The sequence below is a fragment of the Sedimentibacter sp. zth1 genome (assembly GCF_017352195.1).
Taxonomy (GTDB): domain Bacteria; phylum Bacillota; class Clostridia; order Tissierellales; family Sedimentibacteraceae; genus UBA1535.
Map to the genome: position 1 here is coordinate 1596938 of NZ_CP071445.1, position 25034 is coordinate 1621971.

The window sequence follows — 25034 nt, forward strand, 5'->3', positions numbered from 1 at the left end:
TCTGAAATGATAATACTCTTTCTTATAACGTCTCTTTGTTCACTGACGTCACTGAACCGAACACAAATAGCTAGACCATCTTGGCGGTGGTCATACCCGGTGAAGTGATGTGGTCTGACTTGCCCTATCAACGTTTCCACTAAGACCCTTGAGTAAACATATTGTTAGATGTAGGACTAATGTAAGCTACTTGACTATCATTCATATTTTTAATTATTTTATAATTTTATCAACTTTATATTATGTTCATAATGTGCGGCTTTTCATTTTTTGTAAATAAGTTATTATTCCTTCATCATCTTGATTGTTATACGTATAACCGAGACAATTCCCCACTTGATTTGCAAGTTTTCTAAACAAATCACAAGCATTAAAAACGCAATCCCAAATATTCTCGTAATCACCATTAGGATACACATTTGTATATTGCTCATACAAATCAGTCGAGAGGTATTTTTTAAAATACTTACCCATTTTACCTGTAGAAACGTTAAAACTGTTTTTTGTTCCTATATACCACGAAACCATATCGTTTAATTCAGCACTGATAATATAGTTATACATTCCCATAGCATATGGAAGTTCATCTCTCACAATACCTTTTGCCACGTTCTGCATACACCAAAAAAAATTATTACAACACGAGTAGTAAAATAGTTCATCTGGTGGTTTTACAATATAGTCATTGTCACTTGCTGGTGGAAAACTTGGAAGAATACCGTCCTTATCTAAAAGAACAACAGTTGCACTATCATTTTCAATAAGTTCTAACTTAACATTTGGTATAAGTGTTAAATCTATTCTATTTCCATCTGTAAACAGCATCTGCCAATTAAAATGACCGCTACCATCGGGATAGCGCATTGCCTCCGGCATTTGTAAAATTAATCTTTCTCCAAATATGTCTATCCAATTATTATTTGATGTGAAAGATTCAAAATCAGTTACGACAAAAACAATATCAAAATCCATATATTTATCTTTTGGAGCATTTGGATTAGCACGCGAACCGTTTAGATAAACAGCACGCACTCGTACATCTGTCTTTGCAAAATTAAGTATTAGATCAAACATTTCTTGCTCAGTTCTCATTGTAATACCTCCTCATTATATAAATACTCTTTGCTAACTTGATAGTTAAATACTCTAAACTTATTTAATTTATTCCTAAAAATACACTTTGAAATTACATTAGTCTTTCATCTAACGTTCTGGTGTTCACGACGTTTTATTAACTGACAGTCAAAGGTTGTCCTCAAAGTAGATGATAAAATGTGGTGCTGACTTACTCACTTGACGTTACCCCTAGGCACCCTTGCGTAAACATATTGTTATGTGATTAAATCATTAGCATACATTATACATTCTAATAATATATAATAACGCACTCATACACTATTTTATTTAATTGTTTATATGGTTTTTTTATAAGTCTTAAATATCCGTTTGGATATAATAGTATTTCATTTTCTGATCTATTGGCAACACTATTGACATAGACTCCTATAGTATCTTTACTAACATATATTTTTAATAAATTTTCATGTAAATTATATGGTTCTTCACTTTTAACTATATCTAATGTCATACTTGTACTAATAAATCCACGTTCTAAAGTTGGTATCCCTTTTTTATTATTTTCTATTAATTCTTCTATAAACTCATCACAAACCAATCTATATACAACTATATTATCTGGTATTCTTGGTGCCATGCATAGTACTGCAGCCAATACATGTGCAGTTATTTTATAAGATTCTAGTATATCATTTTCATCATTATTTCTAAGATAAATATTTATATCCTTATATAAATATCCACAATACCCCTCAAGACATATGTCTACAAATGTTGATTTTCCTATTTTTTTCATGTTGTGCATATTAGATTTATAGTTTTTTGACCATTCTCCATAATGAACAAACCCCCATTTTTTGCATTCTTTATTACTTTTGAATTCTAAATAATCATCGTAACTAATATTGCATGATATTTCACCATATTTTATTGAATCAAAAATTTCTATTATTTTATTCATAAACTTAGACCCTTCATAATATCTATCAACCTTTGGAGATTTTTTCACATAACGGCTCTGTATTCACGACGTCACTGAACCGGACACCATAGCTAGACCGTCTTGGCGGTGCTCGCACCCGGTGAAGGAATGTGGTCTGACTTGCCCCTTGAACGTTGTCGAGTAGACGAACTCGACACTTCACTCTTTTATGTTATTTCTCTATAAAAGGTTACTGTCTGTTCGCCCCTCTCGGAACCGTACGTGCCCTATTTAGGCATACGGCTCTTCATATAAAACTTTATAGTTCTACCATATGTTTACACAAATCTTTGGACTTGGAATATATGCTTCCCATATTTTTTCAAATATATCATAAGACATGCTTTTCTTTTGATGTCTTCTGTTTAATCTTTTGTAGCATTGGTATTTAACATATCCGTGGAATTTCTTTATTCCTTTGATATTTCCACTTATCCCATAGTAGTTATAGTGTCCCACCAGTTTTCTTTTCAAGCTTTTCATTATTGTATCAATAGGTTTGTGCATTACTTCTTTTAGCCAACTTTTCGCATTTTGCCTTTTTACTTTTAGCTTTTTCTTACTTGTGTTGATATGCACACGATATTTACCATTTTTTGTTTTTCCATTTACAAATGTAAATCCGAGAAAATCAAAATTTTCTTTTGTTCCTCTATGTTTTCCGAATGGTATTATCCTTGTCTTTTCTATTGCTACTTCTAATCCAAATGTTTTCAATCTCTCTATTAGCATCTTGTATACTTTTTCCGCTTCGCTTTCTGCTTGAAACTGTATTGCAAAGTCATCTGCATATCTCACCAGATACGCTTCTCCATGCAGTTTTGGTTTCACCGACTTTTCAAACCATATATCTAATACATAGTGTAGGTATACATTTGCCAATACTGGTGATATATTTCCACCCTGAATTGTTCCTTTGTCACTTTCTACGTATTTCATGTCTTCCCATATTCCTGCTTTTAGAAATCTTACTATATATCTAAGAAAATTCTTATCTTGTATATCGTGTTCTAAAAATTTCATTAGCCATCCTTGGTCTACATTGTCGAAAAAGCCTTTTATATCACAGTCTAGTATATAGTTTACGTTTTTGTGCATCATCGTATTGTTTATCATTTTTATTGCTTGATGGCAATTTCTGTTTGGTCTAAATCCATATGATATATCAAGAAATCTTGGTTCATATACTCCATTCAGTATTTCTGCCATTATTGTCTGTACTAGCTTATCTTCATATGACAGTATTCCCAATGGTCGCATTTTTCCATCGCTTTTGGGTATCATTACTCTTCTTGTGGGTTTTGGTTTGTAGCAGAACTTCTTCATTCTTTCTAGCAGATTTTTTATATTCTCTTCTAGTTGTTCTGAATATTGTTCTTTTGTTATCCCGTCCACTCCTACTGCTTTTTTCTTGTCCTGTTTTTCATGCACCTGTTTTAAATTTTCTTCATTTACATAGTGCATTAGTGTTTGCAATTTTGCGTGTTTTATTGATAGTTCTTTTATTTCTTCTTGTATCTTTTCCATGTGTTTATTTAACCTCTAGTGTCTTTCATGTGTTACTTTCCGAATTGTCTTACATGCTAATCCCTTTGCTCCATAGACTTTCATCTACTTCTTCACTACTATGAATTAGTCCGACTTCTTGCAGCTCTTAAGACTTCTTTGGTTTTCTACACCTTATGCCATCCTTATCTGTTTTTGTTATTCAGAAAACTACAAGACCTCCCAGGTACGCTTAATATACCTTGTTTGCTCGCCATGCTCTCAGACCCCGGTGAATTCTCCATAACCTTGCCTTTATCGGTTATTTATTTTTGTCTGCTGTCAGAGGGATGACATCGACTTTCACTTATCGGACTAACGAGGCTCTATCACTTCACGCTTTCGCATTACGGCTCTCAAACTTTCTTGCCTACGCTTAAACCTTACGTCACCGCTTCGGCTCCAAGGCTAGATACTGGCTGTTGGCTAAACTTTACCAGACTAGGAGTTTCACCTAGCTATATATTAAACGCCGAACTGGCGCACCCCTCTAAGACCCTTGCGTGAACATGTTGTTAGAAGATGTAGTTATTTGTCCCTATATCTATCCTTAATTTTTTCATATAAACCAGTTTCTTTCATTTCTTTTAAGTTTTTTGATTGTTGTTGTATAACTCTTCTAGTAGTATAATTTACTTCTTCCTCTATAGTTTTTTTGATTGATTTTTTAAAAATTATTTCTTTTAAAGTTTTATTTGGATTAATAATTAATAAATTTTTCGGTGTATAAACTGTACAAATTGCCATGCCTAAATACATTGTAATAATAATAAATTTATCATATTCTTTTGTAACAAAACTATAACCACATACATTTGAACTACATTGTTGTATTAGCTCCTGTGGTATGTTTAAGTCTTCAAAAAAGAAAACAAAATTCTTTATTTCCTTTGTTATAATTGGAACTTGATTATTTTTAAGATTGTTAAGATATGTATTTAATATTTTTTCATAACTGATAAATGTTTCTTTTATAGTATCATTCATTTTCTCTAGGGAATTTAAAACATATAAATCATCATAAAGTACTCTCCAATTTAATGAAAAAATATATTGATTTGTATCATAGTCAATCTTTTTTATTTTATTTTGTGAATCTAAAATTTTATTTGCATAAGTAGTCTCATAATTATTAAAGAATTTTTCACATTCTGCACATAACATTGGTTTCTTCTCGCCATCTTGATAAATATCTTTTATACTAAAAATATTTCTAAATCGTGTATTTGGATGAGATTTAATACGTTGATATACAAGTCGTGGCACGATATGACTATTTCTTAATTCTATATTCTTTTTTTTGCATAAAGCACATTTTCCAACAGTTTTCTTTTTACTCATTACTCTAAATCTCTCTTTCATAATAACTATTTCTTCTAACGTTACCGCAGTTCACGACGGGCACTCCTTTATAATAGTTTAGTTCATATACAACAAAAACCTTAATCAATACAAGTTCACTGTAACTAACGCCTGTCTGTAAAATGTCGTGTTAGACGATGTTATTACAACTTACATATCTTCACCAAATACATAAAATGCACCTAAATCAACAGCACCAACAGGATATCCGTATACATGAAAAGTTATTCCTTCTAATCTATCTTTCTTATCATCACTAACTATTGAACCATTATAGTATATATCAATATTGTCAGAAATAAAGTTATTAGTTATTACTTGTGGTACTATTAGATCAATTATATATGACTCATATTCAATATCAGGTTTCGTTATATCTTTCAAATTTTCATCTACCAATTCCAATATATTAATATTATCTTCAAACCTAACCGATTTTATATCTTCTTCAACTTTTTCCATAATCTTAAATACATCCCACTCTTTTCGATACATCAACGTATACTTTGTACTATTATGTTCTTCATAATACACTATATTAATTGAATATATATAGCCATTTATGTCAAAATATACATTAAAATCATCTATGTATAGTACCTTATCACGTACATTAACCTTTTCTGTTAATTCAACAAACGAAAACTCTAAATAAGGTGTTTCATTTATATATTCCCTAATTACATTAATATCATCATCATCTAATTTATCACTATTACAGCATGTTAATATACTTATTACTATCACTACTATCAAAAACAGTAAAACTTTTTTATATCTCAACATCCCTTTTCTCCTTATATATATTTATAATTTAATAGTTCTATAATAACTAAATGTCGTCTAACGTCTTGCGTTCACGACGTTCCCCAGCTTTACAGGCAGTTCTCAAAGCATAGATAGCTCTTATCTTAGCTTTGAGGGCTGCCGACTCGGTTAGCTGGGGAATGTGGTGCTGACTTTCCCTATTGACGTTCCTCCATGCACCCTTGCGTGAACATGTTGTTAGATGGTGTCTTCGCCGTAACCTTTGAATTCTTGTATATATAATTAATTTTTAATTCTTAACATTATTTATTTTCTGTATTTTGCCAACGCAATATAACTTCATCAATACCCAATTCGTCAATTCGATTCTCCGCTAAAAATTTCCACAAATAACGCAATTCAATATTTTCTTCTTTATATTCTTTATACAACTTTTCATTTTTACCATCTTTTATTACTGCATTATAAAACTTAACATTTTCATGATTACGCGACTTCAATGGATAAAAATAAGAATCTGCTATATTCAATAATTTTATGGCTATTTGTAATTCTTTTTCTATTTGACTTAACTGTTGTACTAATTCTTCATTTGATAGTTTATCCCATTCACCAACAACATTTGAACTAACATTAACTGCTTCATCAATTACTAAATCTGCTTGTGCAATAATTCCTATCTTTCTTAAGTCATCCTCTTTTTTATTTTCACTAATATTAATTATAAATCCAATATTGACTAATAACGATATTACTAAAAAAATACTTATTATTTTTTTCTTCATACTTTACTCCTAATAAATTAAAACAAAAGATTCACTTTCTTAAACAATACCTAACTTCTTTATCAAAAAAATAAACACTTGCTTGAAGAAGATGTCATCTAACGTCCCTTTGTTACTGACGTTTCTCAGCGTTACAGGTGTTCTGCAACCTTAGATAACTCCTATCTTAGGTTGCAGGGCACCGACTCGGTTAGCTGAGGAATGTGGTGCTGACTTCCCCTCTGCTGGCTCAACTACTTGGACTGACTTTCCAGCTGACGTTCCCCTAGCACCCGTAGCTGTAACATATTGTTATATGCTTTTTTTCAACCATCTTTCTAACTTAACCATGACGTATCCAATTAATGTTCTGCTTGTGATATATTCTTTTCTGTTATCCCTTAACTTTTTAAACTTTCCACTCTTCTGCTACTTTAAGTTTAATTTTAACAATATACTTAGATTCCCACTTATAAAATTTAAATGTTTGTATATATATTTATTTCACGTACTACTTGTGATATATCCTTTTCTGTTATCCCTTTACTCATTAAACCTTCCCACTCTTCTGTATCTTTAAGTTTCATTATAATTTCTTCATATCCCATTCCTAAGTCTTCACCATATTCTTTATCAAATACCTTTTTAAAAACTTCGGCTATTGCAAATGCTTTATTAATATCTAACTTTATCGTATAATTATATGTTATATGTGAAATTGCAATGTATGTATTCCAACCCTTTGTTGTTATACTCCATTTATCATTATCTTTTTTTACTATTTCCTCATTATGTAATTCTTTCAAAATGTCTTCTACCAAATCAATTTTTATATTTAATATTTCGCTTATGTCCCTCGTTGTTGTATTTAATAATTTTGTACTTAATATTTGTATAACTTCCAACTTATTTTTTTCTAATAATCCACCTAGATAATCAATTATACATTCAACATTACCCATTAAATCTGGTAATACCTGAGGTACTGTTGTCGTAGTATACCATCCTCTTTTTTCACTCCATGCCGCCATTATACCAATGTCTTCAGTACCTTTATCTTTACAGATTTGCTGTATTGAACTCAACACAACATCTTGTCCTCACACATTAGGTGCACAAAGTTGTGCCTCTTCTTCCTTCTCAATATTATCTTTTTCAAGTTCAAGCAATTTTAATTTTAATCTGTCAATTTCACTTCTAATTTCTAATGCTTCCTTACTCATATACTTAGATTCCCCCTTATAAAATTTAAATTTATATATATATTTATTTTAAGACAATAAATTTAATGCTCTGAAATGGTTGAACAAATTGCATATAACGTCTCTGGTATAATAAAGTCATAGCAAAAAACTATGCTAATTCATATCTAATTCATGTTCTGGCTGAATAAAGAAAATCATTCTTGTATACAATCATTCAACCATTGAGTCATGAATAAACTCATAAGTTATTGTATAGAAATTCAACTCTCGACTTTGTCTAAGTCATAAGGTATTATATTTATTGAATAGGATGGTAGATGTTAACGTCCTTGGGAGCCTTTTATAAGGCAATACCTGTAACTACAGACAATCAATCCATTCAATGAGGATTTATGATTTTAGCTGGTTGGGAGCTGATAAGCTATACCCGAATAACGTGCCAGGTTGTGTACTCATTGCTATTTATGGATACCTATTCGAAAGGAGCTTTCTATGTTTAATTTTAATAATCGTAACTATATCTCCGTTGGTATTGATGTTGGTTCAACTTTTAGTTTTATGTCTATTGTTGATAACAACGGAAACATTATTTTGAAACCTTTTAAAATACTACATAACAGTATAGATTCTCTTGAACGTGCTATTTCTGCAATAAAAAAAGCAGAAGAGTCACATTCCATGAAATCACACATTTTCCTGGAATCTACCGGAATCTATCACTTTCCGCTCTTCTGCTTCCTGAATGAATCAGGATTTGAGGCCCATATTATTAACCCTCTCATCACTCATTCTATCAAAAATTCAGGAATAAGGAAAGTAAAAAATGATAAATTAGATTCTATTGGCATCGCTAGACTTGGTTTATCTAACAATTTAAAAACCTCTGTTATGCCTGTTAAGCTTGTTTTAGAGCTTCGTAGCTTAGTTCGTAAACATTATGACATTATGGATCAACGCTCAGCTCATATTAATAAACTAAAAGCGGATTTACATACTGTTTTTCCTCAATACCTTAATATTTTCTCAGATGTTTGTGGTGTTACATCTCGCATGATTTTAAAGAATTATTGTACTCCTGATAAAATATTAAGAGCGCATAAATCATCTTTGATTGAAAAAATATCTAAATCTTCTAGAAAAGGTATTTCAAAAGCTACTCAATGCTACGAAAAACTTTCTAACGCAGCAAATGCAGCCAAAACCTTTGGTTGTAATATTGATAGTGTGTATTTCAATATTTCTTTAACTATTGACTTAATCGAATATTTAGATACTGTTATTGAATCTATTTTAAATCAAATAAATTTGCTTGTTGATAAGCATAAATCCGAAAAGTTTATTAATCAAATTCATTTGCTAGATTCAATTTCTGGTGTTGGTTTTTTATCTGCTGTTACCATAATGTGTGAAATTGGTGATTTTAGTGCTTTTAAGAACCCTAAACAGCTGTTTGCTTATTTTGGTATGGATCCTGAAGTTAACCAATCAGGCAAATTCAATGCTACTGAAATGCATATGTCTAAGCGTGGTTCACGTATCGCTAGACGTGTTGTTTTTGCTATTGCTTTGTCTAATATACATTCTACAAGTAATGGTAAAGCTATTAATCCCTATTTACAAGCTTATTACCGAAAGAAAACTGAATCTAAACCTAAAAAGGTTGCTATTGGTGCTGTTATGCACAAAATCTGTAATATCATTTTTGCAGTGCTACGTGATGAAAAATCTTTTGAACTCCGTTCTCCAGAAACTCATATTAGTAACTACAAACAATCATTACAGCTACTTGCTGCATAATTATTAAGTCCTTACATAAAGTTTTAATTGTTTTTCAAGCAATTCATTGTTTGGGTTTATTAAGGTTACACTTTTTTAGCTAAACAATATTACTAAACTTTTTTATTTTTCTTGTTGACTTTTACTAGCTGGTCTGTGTTCACGACGTTTCTCAACCTTTAGAGGGAGTTGCTCATGCCCTGCTAAGGACTAATGCAACGACTGTCGCGACGCGCTTAGGTTGAGGAATGTGGTGCTGACTTTCTTCGTGCTGGTTTTTCCTTCTTTTGACTTACTTTTCAGCTGACTTTCCCCCAGCACCCTTGTGAGAACACATTGTTAGACGATTTGTTTTATTTATCTTCTCGTCTAACTATAACATCTTCTTTTTAACCTATCTATTAGTTTTACACAAATCTTATTTTTTCCAAACGATAATGCCTTTCATCATCTAATTTCTTCATACCATTTAGATGTGTATATCCCATTTTAATATAAAATTCATATGATGTAATTGATGCAGGTACCTCTACCCTCTTAGCTCGTTTAAAAATTTCATCACTTTCTAATGTTTCAATTAATTTTCTTCCTATGCCTTTACCATGAAATTCTGGCTGTACAAAAATTGTTCGAAGCATACTTTCATCTTCTTTTCCCCAAAAGCTATGAATAGCACCGCAACCTACTATTTCTTCATTAATACAAGCAACATACATATGTGCCATGTTTGAAATACTATTAATTTTTTCCGGAGTATAAATATCTCTTAATCTTTCCATTTCTTCTTTTGTATAATCTTTTATATTCACTTCCATAAAATTTCGACATACAATTTTTGATACTTTCTCAAAATCTTCTTGCGATATTCTTCTGATATTAATTTCCATGAATAAACACCCCTCTTTAAAAGTATATATATAACCAAATAGAATCAATACAACTATTACCTTGTATTCTAATAAATCTACTCTGAAATAAATAAAGCAATTTCGTCTAACGGTCTTGTGTTCACGACGTCACTGAACCGGACAGCAAGAGCTAGACCGCCTTGGCGGTGGTCACACCCGGTGAAGTGATGTGGTCTGACTAGACCCCTTAACGCTACTTCTAAGACCCTTGCGTGAACATATTGTTAGCTGTTGTAATGATATAAACTTCTTGACTATCATTAATTTTTATAATTCCTAAAAATACTTAAATAACTATCAATTAAATATTAAACCCTTAATACTATGTCAATAATCTATAGCAAATGGCTTTACATTCTTATAATATTTTATATATCGAAACTTCCCAGTACAAAAGAAATATCACTCTTCAAGTTCTTTTTTAATTAGTTCGTAAGCTTTTTTCAATGCCTCTTCTGCTGGAACTTCATAATCAGGCATAACTGGATCTCCAGCTTTAGTCTGATCAATTCTATACCATCTTTTTAATGATACTCCCAACCCAATATGAGAATTTGGCAAATCAAAACATAATAAATCGCCAAAACTATCTGGTGAATTTCCAGAAGGTTCTCCAATCAAAGTACCAAGACGATTGTCCTTCACAAGCATAGCAAAATCCATCGCTGCACTGTAAGTCCATGTATCGGTCAGTACATAGAGTTCACCATCAAATAGTGGCTCCGATTTTTTATTCTTAATAACAATATCCCTATTTTCTAATGTATACCACCCTAATCTTATATCCGAATCCCAGCTATTGTATTGATTAATGCTCATATAGTTGAAAAATTCGTTTGCGACACTAGAATTGCCCCCACCGTTTCCACGAAGATCTACAATAACATTGGGGATACCCTTTTCCTTGACTTGTGTGAAAAAATCCTTCACCTGCAGCTTGTATTCTTCATTATAGTTACATTGTTTAAGCGTAAATATTCCAATGCCGTTTTCTACATCAATTTCATAATAAACCCACTTGTATTTTTCATTGGATTCTCCACTCATATATGGAATAAAGTTATAATCAAAATCTACTTCTTCACCGTTTATCTCAAATGTAAATGTGACCCCTTGGGATACATCAATATCCGCTAACATTAGGTTAATATCAACAATATACATACTTCTCAAAAATTTCTTTTCTATATAAAAATCGAATTCGTATGAGCTATGCTTCTTGAAATTATCAAGAACGGTTTCAAACAATACACCATTTATTTTCACAGGAGCTCCATACTGTTCAATCTGTGAAAAATCGTCAATCACACGAAAATCATTATTGTATACAACAAATGTATGTCCGTCGTGGAATAAGGAGAGCATCTCAGAACAAGCTTTGTAAAATTCTAATACACTCACTTCCTCCTTTATACCATTTCTTATTTCTATGTACTTTTCTTCTACATTGACAATGATATTATTGTCTTTCTCTGACCATAAAGGATGTCTATTTTGTAATTTCTCATATAAAAAATCCAGGTCTTCAAGTGCTTCTTTTTTCGATAATGTTTCTGTTATCGCCATCGTTTTCTCAAATGCTCTAACAGTTTGACGATATGGGTCTATGAACAACTTATAATATCCAAGTAGTATCCCTCCCATCAGTATTAGACCTGCTAGAATATAAGTAATTATTCTTATTGATTTTCTTTTAAACATTATCTTTCTCCTTTATACTCATTAAACTTAGAATTTTCTAAATAATCTTTACTAACTTAATTTCTATTTTGTTAAATCTATATTATATACTATTTGACCCTAAAACCATACTCTGGAATTATATCATTCTTTCAGCTAACGTCTCTGTGTTCACGACGTCGCTGAACCGGACATCATAGATAGACCGTCTTGGCGGTGCTCGCACCCGGTGAAGGGTTGTGGTCTGACTTTCTTACTTGACGTTACACCTAAGACCCTTGCGTGAACATGTTGTTAGCTGTTGGAACAACATAACCTTCTCACTTGACTTTCAAAAACTATTTATTTTTCTAAAAGCACTATTGTTTCTAAACATTTATCATTTTCACCAATAGGTAGCAAATCATTTGGATCAATCTTCCCAATAATTTCTTCTTTAATTTGACTACCTACAATATTAAACCCTATTGATTTACAATAATCTGTATACTGTTCAACTGAAGAATATACCGCATTTTCATTGACAAGATATTCATAAGTTAAACTATCTTTTTCAAAAAACAATTCGATAACTGCAAGCTTTCCACCAGGTTTTAAACATCTATATACCTCTGATAACAGTTCTCTGTAGTTATTTATATTATTTAATAGATTTCCGCAAAAGGCATCCACACTATTATCCTTAAATGGTAATGACTTGTCCAAATCAATATCAAAAACATAAAATCTATTATCGTTATTTGCTTCAACATGGGCGTTAATAATAGATTTACATGCATCTGTTGCTATGAAAATGCTATCATCTTTCAAAAAATCAAATACTGGTGAAAAATAACCTGATGGACCACTTGCTAAATCAACAATTACACCATTTGACTCAGTAATATGTTCAAAGAAATATTGAAAACCATTTGAATATGTTTTTTGTCTTTGATTGATGTAGCGCTTTTTCATATTTAAATCTATCTCTTCATCAACAATGTAATTATCAAGAATTACAGACCATTCAGGACGATCATTATTGTCTTTAATAAAGCAATATTTATTTTGTTCTTTTGTAAAAAATATATTGTCATTTAATATAGATTCTATTACTCTCATAAATCTTTCTCCTTTTATATTAAATGTTTACACTAAAAAACATCCACTTTCAAGTTCTATGAATATTCTATAGTTGATTAAAACAATTTAGATTTTCAATATAATTACTATAAAAACGAACTCTGAAATTATGTTGTTCTTTCAGCTAACGTCCCTTTGTTACTGACGTTTCTCAGCGTTACAGGTGTTCTGCGACCCTAGATAACTCCTATCTTGGGTTGCAGGACGCCGACTCGGTTAGCTGAGGAATGTGGTGCTGACTTTCTCACTGCTGGTTGTCCTACTTGACTTGCTGTTCCAGCTGACTTGCTCTCTAGCACCCGTAGCTGTAACATATTGTTAGGTGTCGTACTTCATATACCACAATGACTATCTTAATATTAACATTAATTCTTCTAAAATTTTAGCTCTATTAAATGCTTCCCTTAAAAATTCGTCTGCTGATATATGTATATACTCCCAGTTCATGACTTCTATACCAATTGAACCTTTATAATTTGTCACTTCAATATTTCTCATGATCTTATTCCAATCAAGAGTTCCATCAAACGGCAATCCATGTTGAGCATGTTCGCCATTATTATCATGTAAATGTAATGCCATCAAACGTGAACCATACTCAGCTAACATATCATAGTCTTCATAACGGCGAATGTGATGTCCACTGTCATAACAAAAACCTATACGTTCAGATTCTACTTTCTCTAGCACTTGTTTTATATTTGCAAGATTTCGTAAATTTTCAAAAGCAACATTAATTTTATGTTTTTCAGCTTTCTCTGCAATTTTATTTATTCTATCTAATCCCAATGCATTACATTTATAATCTTCGTTCGGCAAATGTATAACCACTGTTGGAATCTCAAATTCTTCACATTCCAATATACATTTTATATAACAATTTAATAAAGCTTCACCATCTATATTATCCAACCAAAGGTTATTCTGATTTTCTACTGGTGCATGAATATTTTCTACAAATAATCCATTTTCTCTAGCAATTTGTGGTCCTTTTCTGTAGTTATTCCATCCATGTATATCACGACCAAATCCATTACTCCACCATAGCATGACACCATCAAATCCCGCTTTCTTTATTAATCTATAACGCTCATCTATTGTTAAATCATAACCAAACCAATCATATATTGATATCATAAACCTTTTCCTTTCTAGTGTCTTCACTACTTATCATAATGTGTTTTAATTTACTTCACTGAATCTTCTTCAAGTGAAGTATGTCACCTAACGTCCCTATGTTCTCGATGTTTCCCAGCTCTACAGGTGGTCTGAGACCTTAGATAACTCCTATCTTAGGTTTCAGGGTACCGACTCGGTTAGCTGGGGAATGTGGTGCTGACTTTCCCCTTGACGTTACTTCTTTAGCACCCGAAGCGTGAACATGTTGTTAGGTGTTGGAATGATAACACTCACTATCTCTATTGCATACTCATTTATTTACTATTCTTTATACTTAATACCTTTTCAATATTCTTATATGCTATTTTTTCTGCTTCCTCTTCTGTAAAATCCATTTGATTTAATATATCACAATATCTCTCATATATATTTTCCGTTTTACAAAAACGTACTTGCGGGTAATCAGTTGCAAAGATCAATCTATCAACACCAAAATTACGTAACACTCTATTTGCTTGTTCTATTCCATATAAATTAACTAATTCAGGTAGAAATGTTGAAATATCTACATACTCACATCCTCCTAATGCATCAATCCATCTATGTCCTCCCATATGGGAAATTATAAATGTTGCATCTGGAAACATCTTAGTTATATTTTGTATACGAGCAGGCTCACATAAATCATATTGTTGATAACCCGAGGGATAAGAATGTATCATGATAGGAATATTTAAATCAGCAGCTTTTCTGATAACCGGAACCATATCCAATGAATCTATATAAATTCCTAAATTAGATGGATGTAATTTAATTCCTCTTAATCCATATTCCTTAACTGCTTTTTCTAACCACCATGGTCCCATATCATAAAAATATCCACCGGAACTAAGTACATCTGCAAAAGCTATGAATTTATTAGGATAATTTTTCATTAAGTTTCCCAACCATTCATTAGTTTTATTTGCATCCCAATAATATGTACCACCCTCATTGATTGGTACTACTATAGATTTTTCAACATTATATTCTTTCATAATATCTAAAAACTCTTCGACATCAGCATGTCCCCAAGTTTCAGGCTCATATTGTTTTTTTAATTTTAATGATTCAGGTGGTAATAAATGCATATGTCCATCTATCTTTTTAATTTTTTTCCAATCCATATTTACCTCTTTTACTATGTATAATATTTATTTATATCATTACATCTAAGTTTTTAATACGACCAATAAGTCTATTCTCTGAAATGTTATCATTCTTTCACCTAACGCCCCTATGTTCACGACGTCACTGAGCCGGACATCATAGCTAGACCGTATTGGCGGTGGTCACACCCGGTGAAGGGATGTGGTCTGACTTTTCCACTTGATGGCACTTCTAAGACCCTTGCGTGAACATGTTGTTAGATGATTGTACAATATCAAATCTTCATGAGTAACCTTATTATTAAAAATTAATTAATTCTATATCCAAATTTATAATTTCACAGTCTTCTAAAAACAACTTCAAATCTTCTGTTGTATCAATTTTAGTCAAATCATCATTTAAAATAAAACTTCCTGAAACTGCTACAATGTCATTGTCATACGGAATAAAATTCACTATAACACTATACTTATCATCGTATAAATATAAATAGGTTGTTTCCTCCTCTACTCCTTCTATAACAATACAATCGTTATATGTTAAAAAAGATGTGGCTATAAGATTATTAACTCCTCCTAAACCATTCAGTCGTGAAGATAATGCATTAGAAAACCTATGTCCCATTATATCCTGTAACTCTTTAGATATTTTTATATCTCCACATACTTCATTTAAAATTGCATCTTCTAAACCAACTATTTTAAAAATTGTATTAGGCAAACTATAGTCTAAGCTTGCAATATCTTTAGTAATAGATTGTATATCTACATTTGCAGAATTTATTAATAAATATTCCTCACTTTCTGCTAGATAGTCTAATTTATTTGCTACTGATAAACCTTCCTCTTTTAATACTAAAGTATTCTTATCACTATTAGAACAGGCTACTGCAAATAACAGCATTATTACAATACATAGACCACATAAACCCACAACTTTTTTCATAATATCCTCCAATATTGTAAACTACTAATTTTAATTAAATTTATTCTTACTATAATCTTAAATATATGCTATATATTGACCTATGAGTTAATCTCTGAAGTGATATTGCACTTTCATCTAACGCCCCTATGTTCCCGACGTTTCCCAGCGTTACAGGTAGTTCTGCGACCCTAGATAACTCCTATCTTGGGTTGCAGGACACCGACTCGGTTAGCTGAGGAATGTGGTGCTGACTTGCCCTCTGCTGGCTTGTCTGCTTTGACTAACTGTACCAGCTGACGTTCCCTCTAAGCACCCGTAGCTGTAACATATTGTTATCTGTAGGTCAATATAAATCTTTACTATTTATTCACGTACCTTAATTCTCTATCTTATTCATCATAATTTTATTTTATATAAGACATATCGCTCATCTTTCTTATTAACCTTTTTCCTGAATCATTTAATATTAAATACGAAACTCCACCTGCTAAACCAAATACTTCAGCTTTATTTAGCACTTCAATTTCCAATCCCAAAAACATCGTGTTAAATACACTTAATAAATCTCCATGCGATACAATGATTATTACTTCATCTTCACTTTGCATAATTTCTGTAAAGAAAGGTTCTAATCTGTTCCATTCATCTCTACGACTTTCTGCGTCTGAAAATAACCTATCATCAACAGTCTTTTCTTGTACTTCTACATTTTCTTTTAACCATTTTACAGATTTGCCACAACATTTCCCTAGGTTTCTCTCTCTTAATTCCTTTTTTAATATAGGAGTTACTTCTATGTGTTGTCCAACTATTTCAGCTGTTTGCTTTGCCCTAGTTAAGTCTGATGAATACATTTTAATTTTCTGATTTTTTAATTCTTCTTTTAAATTTTCACCTATTTTATGTGCTTGTTTTACTCCTAATTCTGATAATTCCCAATCTGTCCATGAACCAACCATACCGTTTGTATGATGTATTGATTGTGTGTGTTGCACCGTAATAATTTTTTTCATATGCATCTCCTCATATTAAATTTTCTACATAACATTTATTACTGTTTATGTAGCTGTTGTACTATCAAATTGCTATTAATATTAATTCTCTGAAATTATATTGTTCTTTCAGATAACGCCCCTGTGTTCACGACGTCGCTGAACCGGACATCTTTAGCTAGACCGTCTTTGCGGTGGTCACACCCGGTGAAGGGATGTGGTCTGGCTAGACCACTGCGTGACTTACTTTCCTGACGTTCCACTCGCTGACTTTCCCTCTTGACCCGAAGCGTGAACATGTTGTTATATGATTCAAACGCAAATATTTTTTATAGAATTAAAGTAACCTTTCCATATATAATAGAAAAACTCTAATTTCAATATATTCAAGCCATAATAATATCTAAAGTAATTTATTATCTAATTTAAATTTCAAATCTTCTATAATACTTATATTAGATGGACTTATATTTTTAGGTAAATTATTTACATCAAAAAACTTAATATCTTTTGTTTCTATTTCATGTGTTAATAATTTACCAGTAAAATTTCTAGTATAATATGCTATACATATAAAATAAACTTCATCCCCATTAGGATATATATAATGCTGATTACTTCCAGAATATATATTAAATAATTTAAGATCTTCTATAATAATACCTGTTTCTTCTTTAACTTCTCGTTTTGCGGTTTCTTCAACTGTCTCTCCAATTTCAACTGTTCCACCTGGCAATCCCCACATATCATTATCACTTCTATGCTGCAATAAAATTCTATCACTTTCATCAAGAACTATAGCTCCAGCCGTACTAAGAATTAATGGTATATGTCCTACTATTTTTCTTAAGTCTGCTATATAATCTGACATTTTCATCATTCCTTTCCTTTTTTAAATTCATAGATATATAAATAAATGACCCTCTTACTTAGCCAAAACTACCAAAAAGCGTTTGTTTCATATAACGGTTCTGTGTTCACGACGTTTCCCAGCGTTACAGGTGTTCTGCAACCTTAGATAGCTCTTATCTTAGGTTGCAGCGCGCCGACTCGGTTATCTGGGGAATGTGGTGCTGACTTTCCTTATTAACGTTTCCCTAAGCACCCTTGCGCGAACATGTTGTTATATGATGAATGTATGGTTCCCACATAGATTGGCTTATTTCTTTTTTTAGTTACATAATTTCCAAAATACCGTACCCTCTCCATACTCATCCGTTTCCGTGTCTCTTATCTTTATATCAATTTTAAAATACTTTGTTTTATCAAAGTTTTTGGGCATTTGAATCTGCATTAAATAACCACACATACTTTGATGATATCCTTCTTCTAGTCCAGTATACTCATTTACTTTATTAATTTCATATACTTCTACCTTCTCATTATCAATAAATACATCAATATCACTTTTTACTAATTTAGGACTAATATCATTTAGATTTCTTTGTTTTAGTTTATCATTTTCTTGTTTATTTTTTGCTCTATGTAAACTCATTGGTCTAAAGTATACTGTTAGTGCTGGAAAAGCACCTTGTATTCGAAAAACATTTATTGCATAAACTTCTAATCCATCAATACAAGCATTTATCTCTACATCTTCTAATAACGGTAAATTCCACACCCAATATTCTAGAAATTTAACTGAATAATCTTTTACAATTGCTAATAAATAATCTAATCCTTTTTCAACTATTATTGTATATTTCCCATATTGATCTGTTTTTGTTTTACATATATCTTCAAAATTAGAATTCATTAAAAAAACATCAGCATTTTCTAAAGGAACTTTATTTTTATCAGTAATAATGCCACTTAATTTTACATCTTCTTTATTCATATTTACTACCTCTTAATTCTCCTAAATTTATTCCATACATTTTTCATATAACGGTCTTGTGTTCACGACGTTTTAGCATCAGGCATACAGTGGTTGTCCCTTAAGTGATGATAAAATGTGGTGCTGACTGGCTTAATTGGTATTACATCTAGGCACCCTTGCGTGAACATGTTGTTATATGAAGGATGGTGCTAAACTTCATAGACTATACTATAATAATTTATATTTAATTAAATATCATAACCTTTCATACCACCTAATAATATCATTAAATAATTCAATGTCTCACTTTCGTCATAGTCATATCTAATACTACCATCTAAAATCAAAGATATTATTGGCAAAACTAAATTTATGTTTAATACAACCGAATTATTTTCTAATAAATCTATGTAATCGTTTGATAAAAAATCTAAATCTTCAATAATTCTTTGTTTTGTTTTTCTTTTTTTATCTTTATAACTAGACTTATTATATTTATTGTCATCAATAAAGAACCATTGTCTACTATAATCCTTTACCTTAATATAAGTTTCGCAAATGAAATTATTGTAATAAATATCTTCAATCATAATGATTTCATTTCCTTTAAAAATATATTGATATGATAAATAGTATAAAAGTGCTCTTTCAGTTGGGGTTAAATCAATTACTATATCTATAGCATTTTTTATTATTATATCTTCATTAGACATCTTATTTTTTATAGCTACATCCATTTGTAATGAACTAATCTTTAGAAAACCCATTACATATGAAGGTTCTATAACATGAATATTTTCTACCTTATTGAAAGCTGCTTCTATTTGTCTTAATTTATTCATATTTGACTTCTTTACATTATTACTAGTAAGATCACAGCATACTAAAATATAATAATCTAATAAATTACTACCATAGCTATTTTGTGTATCTAATGCCTGCGCTTTTATTTTAGGTAAATAGTTAGCATCTTTTAAATCATCGTTTGATTTTATTTGAAAACAGATGTATTTAGTATTATTTTTGTAACTTAGTCTAACAACAACATCAGTTCCTTCATCTTTAAAACCTTGAATATCATAAGTTATAGTTCTATATTTGTTATATTTACTTACAATATCATCTATTTTAACTTTAATTCTTGGACATAAGTCTGTATTGTGTTTTAAACTATAAAATTCTGTAGTTTCGTCTTCTCTCTTAAATTGCATAAAATAATATATTAACTTTTTCATATAGTAATGCATTTTACACCTCATTCAATAAGAATTTCTTTAAATAATAATTTATAAATGACCTACCTTGGATTACTATTTATAGCACCATCTTTCAGATAACGGTCTTGTGTTCACGACGTTTCCCAGCGTTACAGGTGTTCTGCGACCCTAGATAACTCCTATCTTGGGTTGCAGGGCGCCGACTCGGTTAGCTGGGGAATGTGGTGCTGACTTTCCCCTTGCTGGCTTGTCTACTTTGACTAGCTATCCAGCTGACGTTCCCTCTAGCACCCGAAGCGTGAACATATTGTTATATGTAGTTGAAAACTCACACTAAAAAACTTCAGCAACTTTTATCAAATCATTTTATATGTTCTTTACCATTCTATATTAATTTTACCTTTAGCGTTTTCCCCTTTTAAAACAATTTTCATCTGGTTATCACTACTTTTTAAGTTTAAGGTAGTTCCAAAAGTATATATTTGAGTATTCCCAGACTCTGGATTTTCTTTCTTTAGTTTTTCAAGTTCGCTTTTATATTCTTCTTCTGTTATTACTATTTCTTCTAGCTTATTGTTTTTAGAATCTCTAAATTCTAATGTTAATGTACCTTCTGTAATAATATATTCAATATCAAATTTATACGATTTATTCTTTTTAACTACAAAACTTCTTATATCTTCACCATCTAATAATTCAAATTCCATCTTTATGTTTCCATACTCTAAATCTTCTTTAATTTCTTTATGGTTAGCTATACTTTCTATCTTAATTTCTTTATCAATTACACTACAACCAGTAACTAATACACTTATCAATAAAATGTATAATACATATTTCATTATTTTCAATCTAAACATCTCCTTTCGTTTTGCGTACTACATTTTTATTCTATAAATTTAGTATATCCTCATAGAAATACTCTGGTATGAGTTTTCAATTGCATATAACGTTCTTGTGTTCACGACGTCGCTGAACCGGACAAAAAGCTAGACCGTCTTGGCGGTGGTTACACCCGGTGAAGTGATGTGGTCTGACTTTCTTCCTTGAACGCTCCCGCTAAGTCCCTTGTGTGAACATATTGTTATGTGTTTAGGTTATATCACTCTACAAAGGCTATCTATAACAAATCCAACCTTGTTCTGTAACTATGTGACCACGTTGGAATATATCCCGATTTTACTGCAACACGTTGAGAAATAACATTTCCACTATCTGTATTATAATATGGTATTTTTCCACGATTTAAAACTTCAATAGTTAACATATTTACCATTGTAGTTGCAATACTATTTCCTCTATATGAAGGTAAAACATCAACATTAATCTGCCATAAATCATCACATTCAGCTACAGCACTTGCAATACCAACTATTTCATTTTCATACTTTGCTATTACTGCTAAATGTTCTGTGTGAAAACTATTAAGATCATACTGTAATGCATAGTTGAATCCTTTATGTTGATAAAGTTTTGATATATCATCCTTTTCCACAAACTCAAATAGAAAACTATCACTCTTGTGAAGCAAATAAATACTATTTAAATTAGGAAGATAGTATGGATTAATACCATATACAAATGGCATATTTAATACTTCATATCTTGTTTTTCCTTGAAGTTTGTCACGTAATAAAGGTAAAATATTAGATGTAGCATTAATAACAACACCATTTCCAAATGTAATCATTTCTAATCGAGGATTTCTAAATGGAAATGGTCATCTACCTTTTAATTCTTTTGCTTCTGTAAATATTAAATCATCTTTTAAAAAATCTTCTGGTTCACAATTATAATCTACTGCTAGTTGGTTATATACCTTTTGCAGCATTTCTTTTCTATCCATATATACTCCTATATTACAAATAAATTTTTATTAATTCGTAACCTTTAAAGTCACATTAAATATTTACTCTAAATTCATTCTCTGAAATGATATAACCTTTTCACATAACGCCCCTTTGTTACTGACGTTTCTCAGCGTTACAGGTATTCTGCGACCTTAGATAACTCCTATCTTAGGTTGCAGGGCACCGACTCGGTTAGCTGAGGAATGTGGTGCTGACTCTCCCCTAGCTGGATTGACCATTTTAACTTTCTCATTAGCCAGCTGGCGCTCTTACGGGCACCCGTAGCTGTAACATATTGTTAGGTGCTGTTGGATTATTCAGCATTAAAACCTCACATAAGTATTATAACTTTACCAGATTAGCCTATACCAATATGTAATTTTCTAAAATACAGAGTTTTTATCATTCTAGAAAATCATATAATATACTCCTACCGAAATAACCTTCTAAGCAAACTTCCTGTTGTTATTGCTATTAGTATTACTCCTATGAACATTTGAGCAAAACTAACTAATTCTGAACCTATACCTACTGCTTCCATATTCCCATACCCAACTGTTGTAAAAGTCATCATAGAGAAATAGAGACAATCCCAAAAGTCAGAAATAAATACTCCCCAATCTGTTTCAAGTATCTGTCCAATACTTGTGGGTAGATGATACTCAATAGTATATATATCTGATACTTTTAGACCATCTAACATATAAACAATCGAACTCGAAACAATAAATATTAAGGAAGTTATTAAACCATTCCACCACTTCTCTCCGTACCCACAAGAAATACTAGCTAAGAAAGATGAAAACTTCTTGAATCCCTTTAAAATCTTATGTCTTAACTTTTTAGCAATAAAATAATGTTCACCATATTCTGATTCTAACCCATTCAATTTAAACTGATTAGCTATTGAGAAATATGTTTCAGCGTTACTCTTATAATCAGAAATCGTTTCTTCGTTAAGTAAATTTATAGCTATTTTAAGATCTCTTATCTTCTCTACTATGTACAACTCATTGAACCATCTTGGTGTTTTGTATCTTTCTTGTTCCCTCATAAAATCATTTAAAATTTTATCTCTTAGAAATTCTTTAATGTATTCTATATATTCTATTATATTGGATAAATTTTTAACCTTTTTGATTTGCTTTAAACTTGGAAAGACTGTAAATTCGTTTAAAACTGCAGACAAAGTTGTAAAATCCGAATTATCAAAACTAATGTCAAAATAATCATATGGCTTAATAAACTTTGCATTTGTTAAGCGAGTTTTATTCTTAAAACTTACCATTTGAAAAGACACCCTTTCAAACAAAGAGTCTCTTAAATTAATATTATTGAATTCAACTGCTAACATTTCTGAATCTATTATTTTAAGATTTTTTATATCACCACGCTTCTCAATCTCCGGTTTAATAATATTTGAATCTTCATCAAAATCATCTGAATCTAAACCTGAGAAGGGGTAATCATTAGTTACTTCTATTTCAAAAAAACTAGATGATAGAAATTCACAATTTAAAAGTACCGAATTAAAATCACATACATAAAAAATACAATTCTTGAAGCTTACATTCTTAAATATAACTTTATCAAAAGAACAATACTCAAATTTACAATCAATATATTTAACATGTTGAATGAACATATCCTTATAACTACATTTACTATATCGTATGTTATTAAAAGTATGTTTTAAAATCGGTTTAGAAAATGTTTTGTCTGAGTAAATTGTACTATATGGTTCCAATCTATCTCCAAAGATTTCTTCAATTGATTTATTTGATTCCATTTATGGTTATTCTCCTATTCTAAATGTTATTCTCTGTAAAGCATCCATAGTCATTCTAAAATGCAATATTTCTTACATTTTTAGTTTGGAACTTTCCTACATTCCTATTATACTATTTACAAAGACCAAAAGGAATACCCCGTAATGAATAATCCAATTGCACTTAACGCCTCTGTGTTCACGACGTCGCTGAACCGGACTTACTTGACTAGACCGTCCTGGCGGTGGTCACACCCGGTGAAGGGATGTGGTCTGACTTGCTCCCTTGAACGTTACTACTAAGACCCTTGCGTGAACATATTGTTAGGCGCAGTGCTTATGACCTTAGTACGTGCTCTAAATTATATTGGTAATGGTTGTTTTTTATAATTATTTTCCATCATATTATAGTGTTCGATATGACCAGTTTTATCAAATATCAATTTAAACATATTGATATAACTATTTATAGTATCTGTCTCATTACACAAAATAAAATCATCATAAACGTCATGTGAACTATCATTAATGCAAGACAATAAAGATTTGCAAATTATTTTTTCCTCGCCATCAAATTCATCAACTAATTTCTCATAATTTAAACATCCTATTATATTGAAGTAATATTCCAATATCCTTCTCATAGTATTAAAAACTGTAACTCTCCCATCTGAATAGCTATCAAACACATCTTTCCATAATAGCTCATATGTAGTCTTTATAGGATTTTCTTCAAATTGCTCGATATTTGACACTCCATCCTTTTTCTTTATTATCCAATAGGTTTCATCATTTGATTTATTTTCTCTACTACCTCTATAAGTAATCTCTTTGTAGAAATATACATTGTGTGTCAATATTAAAATTTGTTTTATTCCGTTTAAATTACCTAAACAATCCTTTATTATATTTTTAACTAAAGTACTAACTGTAAATAGAACATTACTTGTGTTTTGCAAGTAAAAAATACACAATGTAGCTTCTTTTTTTTGCATAGTGCACTT

General features: G+C 31.0%; 24 protein-coding genes. 1 reads left to right on the top strand and 23 read right to left on the bottom strand.

What is annotated here, in order from left to right; genetic code table 11:
- Positions 1-246: 246 nt before the first annotated feature.
- The 8 genes from JYG23_RS08060 to JYG23_RS15035 form a co-directional block, all read right to left on the bottom strand.
- Complete coding sequence (locus JYG23_RS08060) at positions 247-1092, bottom strand: aminoglycoside 6-adenylyltransferase (RefSeq protein ID WP_207235106.1); 846 nt, start codon at positions 1090-1092, stop codon at positions 247-249.
- Between the two features lie 274 nt (positions 1093-1366).
- Entirely contained in the window at positions 1367-2038 is a 672-nt protein-coding gene (locus JYG23_RS08065; protein WP_207235107.1) for an ADP-ribosyltransferase, read from the bottom strand.
- A gap of 288 nt (positions 2039-2326) precedes the next feature.
- The gene (gene ltrA / locus JYG23_RS08070; RefSeq protein WP_207235108.1) at positions 2327-3586 is read right to left on the bottom strand and encodes a group II intron reverse transcriptase/maturase; all 1260 of its coding nucleotides are present in this window, start codon (positions 3584-3586) and stop codon (positions 2327-2329) included.
- Between the two features lie 546 nt (positions 3587-4132).
- Entirely contained in the window at positions 4133-4966 is an 834-nt protein-coding gene (locus JYG23_RS08075; protein ID WP_207235109.1) for a hypothetical protein, read from the bottom strand.
- 150 nt (positions 4967-5116) lie between these two features.
- Entirely contained in the window at positions 5117-5752 is a 636-nt protein-coding gene (locus tag JYG23_RS08080; RefSeq protein WP_207235110.1) for a hypothetical protein, read from the bottom strand.
- A 284-nt stretch (positions 5753-6036) separates the two neighbouring features.
- Positions 6037-6519, bottom strand: coding sequence for a hypothetical protein (locus JYG23_RS08085; protein ID WP_207235111.1), 483 nt, complete (start codon positions 6517-6519; stop codon positions 6037-6039).
- A 458-nt stretch (positions 6520-6977) separates the two neighbouring features.
- Positions 6978-7586 carry a hypothetical protein gene (locus tag JYG23_RS08090; protein ID WP_207235112.1) on the bottom strand — a complete coding sequence of 203 codons (609 nt, stop codon included), beginning with the start codon at positions 7584-7586 and terminating at the stop codon, positions 6978-6980.
- 12 nt (positions 7587-7598) lie between these two features.
- Positions 7599-7721, bottom strand: coding sequence for a hypothetical protein (locus tag JYG23_RS15035; protein ID WP_256440230.1), 123 nt, complete (start codon positions 7719-7721; stop codon positions 7599-7601).
- A gap of 474 nt (positions 7722-8195) precedes the next feature.
- On the opposite strand from JYG23_RS15035, the gene JYG23_RS08095 reads away from it, so the two are divergent.
- On the top strand, positions 8196-9500 hold the full coding sequence (locus JYG23_RS08095) for an IS110 family transposase (protein ID WP_207235087.1): 1305 nt from the start codon (positions 8196-8198) through the stop codon (positions 9498-9500).
- A 386-nt stretch (positions 9501-9886) separates the two neighbouring features.
- Here JYG23_RS08095 and JYG23_RS08100 read toward each other — a convergent pair whose 3' ends face one another.
- The 15 genes from JYG23_RS08100 to JYG23_RS08165 form a co-directional block, all read right to left on the bottom strand.
- Positions 9887-10366: a GNAT family N-acetyltransferase gene (locus JYG23_RS08100; protein ID WP_207235113.1), complete on the bottom strand. Its 480-nt coding sequence runs from the start codon at positions 10364-10366 to the stop codon at positions 9887-9889.
- Between the two features lie 423 nt (positions 10367-10789).
- Positions 10790-12088, bottom strand: coding sequence for a S41 family peptidase (locus JYG23_RS08105; RefSeq protein WP_207235114.1), 1299 nt, complete (start codon positions 12086-12088; stop codon positions 10790-10792).
- 321 nt (positions 12089-12409) lie between these two features.
- Positions 12410-13168 carry a class I SAM-dependent methyltransferase gene (locus JYG23_RS08110; RefSeq protein ID WP_207235115.1) on the bottom strand — a complete coding sequence of 253 codons (759 nt, stop codon included), beginning with the start codon at positions 13166-13168 and terminating at the stop codon, positions 12410-12412.
- Positions 13169-13537: 369 nt separating this feature from the next.
- Positions 13538-14326, bottom strand: coding sequence for a sugar phosphate isomerase/epimerase (locus tag JYG23_RS08115; RefSeq protein ID WP_207235116.1), 789 nt, complete (start codon positions 14324-14326; stop codon positions 13538-13540).
- A 296-nt stretch (positions 14327-14622) separates the two neighbouring features.
- Positions 14623-15474: an amidohydrolase family protein gene (locus tag JYG23_RS08120; protein WP_207235117.1), complete on the bottom strand. Its 852-nt coding sequence runs from the start codon at positions 15472-15474 to the stop codon at positions 14623-14625.
- A 283-nt stretch (positions 15475-15757) separates the two neighbouring features.
- Positions 15758-16402: a hypothetical protein gene (locus JYG23_RS08125; RefSeq protein WP_207235118.1), complete on the bottom strand. Its 645-nt coding sequence runs from the start codon at positions 16400-16402 to the stop codon at positions 15758-15760.
- Positions 16403-16788: 386 nt separating this feature from the next.
- On the bottom strand, positions 16789-17397 hold the full coding sequence (locus JYG23_RS08130; protein ID WP_207235119.1) for a histidine phosphatase family protein: 609 nt from the start codon (positions 17395-17397) through the stop codon (positions 16789-16791).
- A gap of 382 nt (positions 17398-17779) precedes the next feature.
- A complete protein-coding gene (locus tag JYG23_RS08135; RefSeq protein ID WP_207235120.1) occupies positions 17780-18247 on the bottom strand; it encodes an NUDIX hydrolase in 468 nt (155 codons plus the stop codon).
- A gap of 300 nt (positions 18248-18547) precedes the next feature.
- On the bottom strand, positions 18548-19213 hold the full coding sequence (locus JYG23_RS08140) for a carboxypeptidase-like regulatory domain-containing protein (RefSeq protein WP_207235121.1): 666 nt from the start codon (positions 19211-19213) through the stop codon (positions 18548-18550).
- A 230-nt stretch (positions 19214-19443) separates the two neighbouring features.
- Entirely contained in the window at positions 19444-20430 is a 987-nt protein-coding gene (locus JYG23_RS08145) for a hypothetical protein (RefSeq protein ID WP_207235122.1), read from the bottom strand.
- Between the two features lie 359 nt (positions 20431-20789).
- Positions 20790-21263 (bottom strand): hypothetical protein, encoded by a 474-nt coding sequence (locus JYG23_RS08150; protein WP_207235123.1) that lies wholly within the window; start codon positions 21261-21263, stop codon positions 20790-20792.
- 269 nt (positions 21264-21532) lie between these two features.
- Complete coding sequence (locus JYG23_RS08155) at positions 21533-22102, bottom strand: GNAT family N-acetyltransferase (RefSeq protein ID WP_207235124.1); 570 nt, start codon at positions 22100-22102, stop codon at positions 21533-21535.
- Between the two features lie 30 nt (positions 22103-22132).
- Positions 22133-22258 (bottom strand): hypothetical protein, encoded by a 126-nt coding sequence (locus tag JYG23_RS15040; RefSeq protein ID WP_256440231.1) that lies wholly within the window; start codon positions 22256-22258, stop codon positions 22133-22135.
- A 434-nt stretch (positions 22259-22692) separates the two neighbouring features.
- Entirely contained in the window at positions 22693-24051 is a 1359-nt protein-coding gene (locus JYG23_RS08160; RefSeq protein ID WP_207235125.1) for a potassium channel family protein, read from the bottom strand.
- 341 nt (positions 24052-24392) lie between these two features.
- Positions 24393-25025: an AAA family ATPase gene (locus JYG23_RS08165; protein ID WP_207235126.1), complete on the bottom strand. Its 633-nt coding sequence runs from the start codon at positions 25023-25025 to the stop codon at positions 24393-24395.
- Positions 25026-25034: the final 9 nt, after the last annotated feature.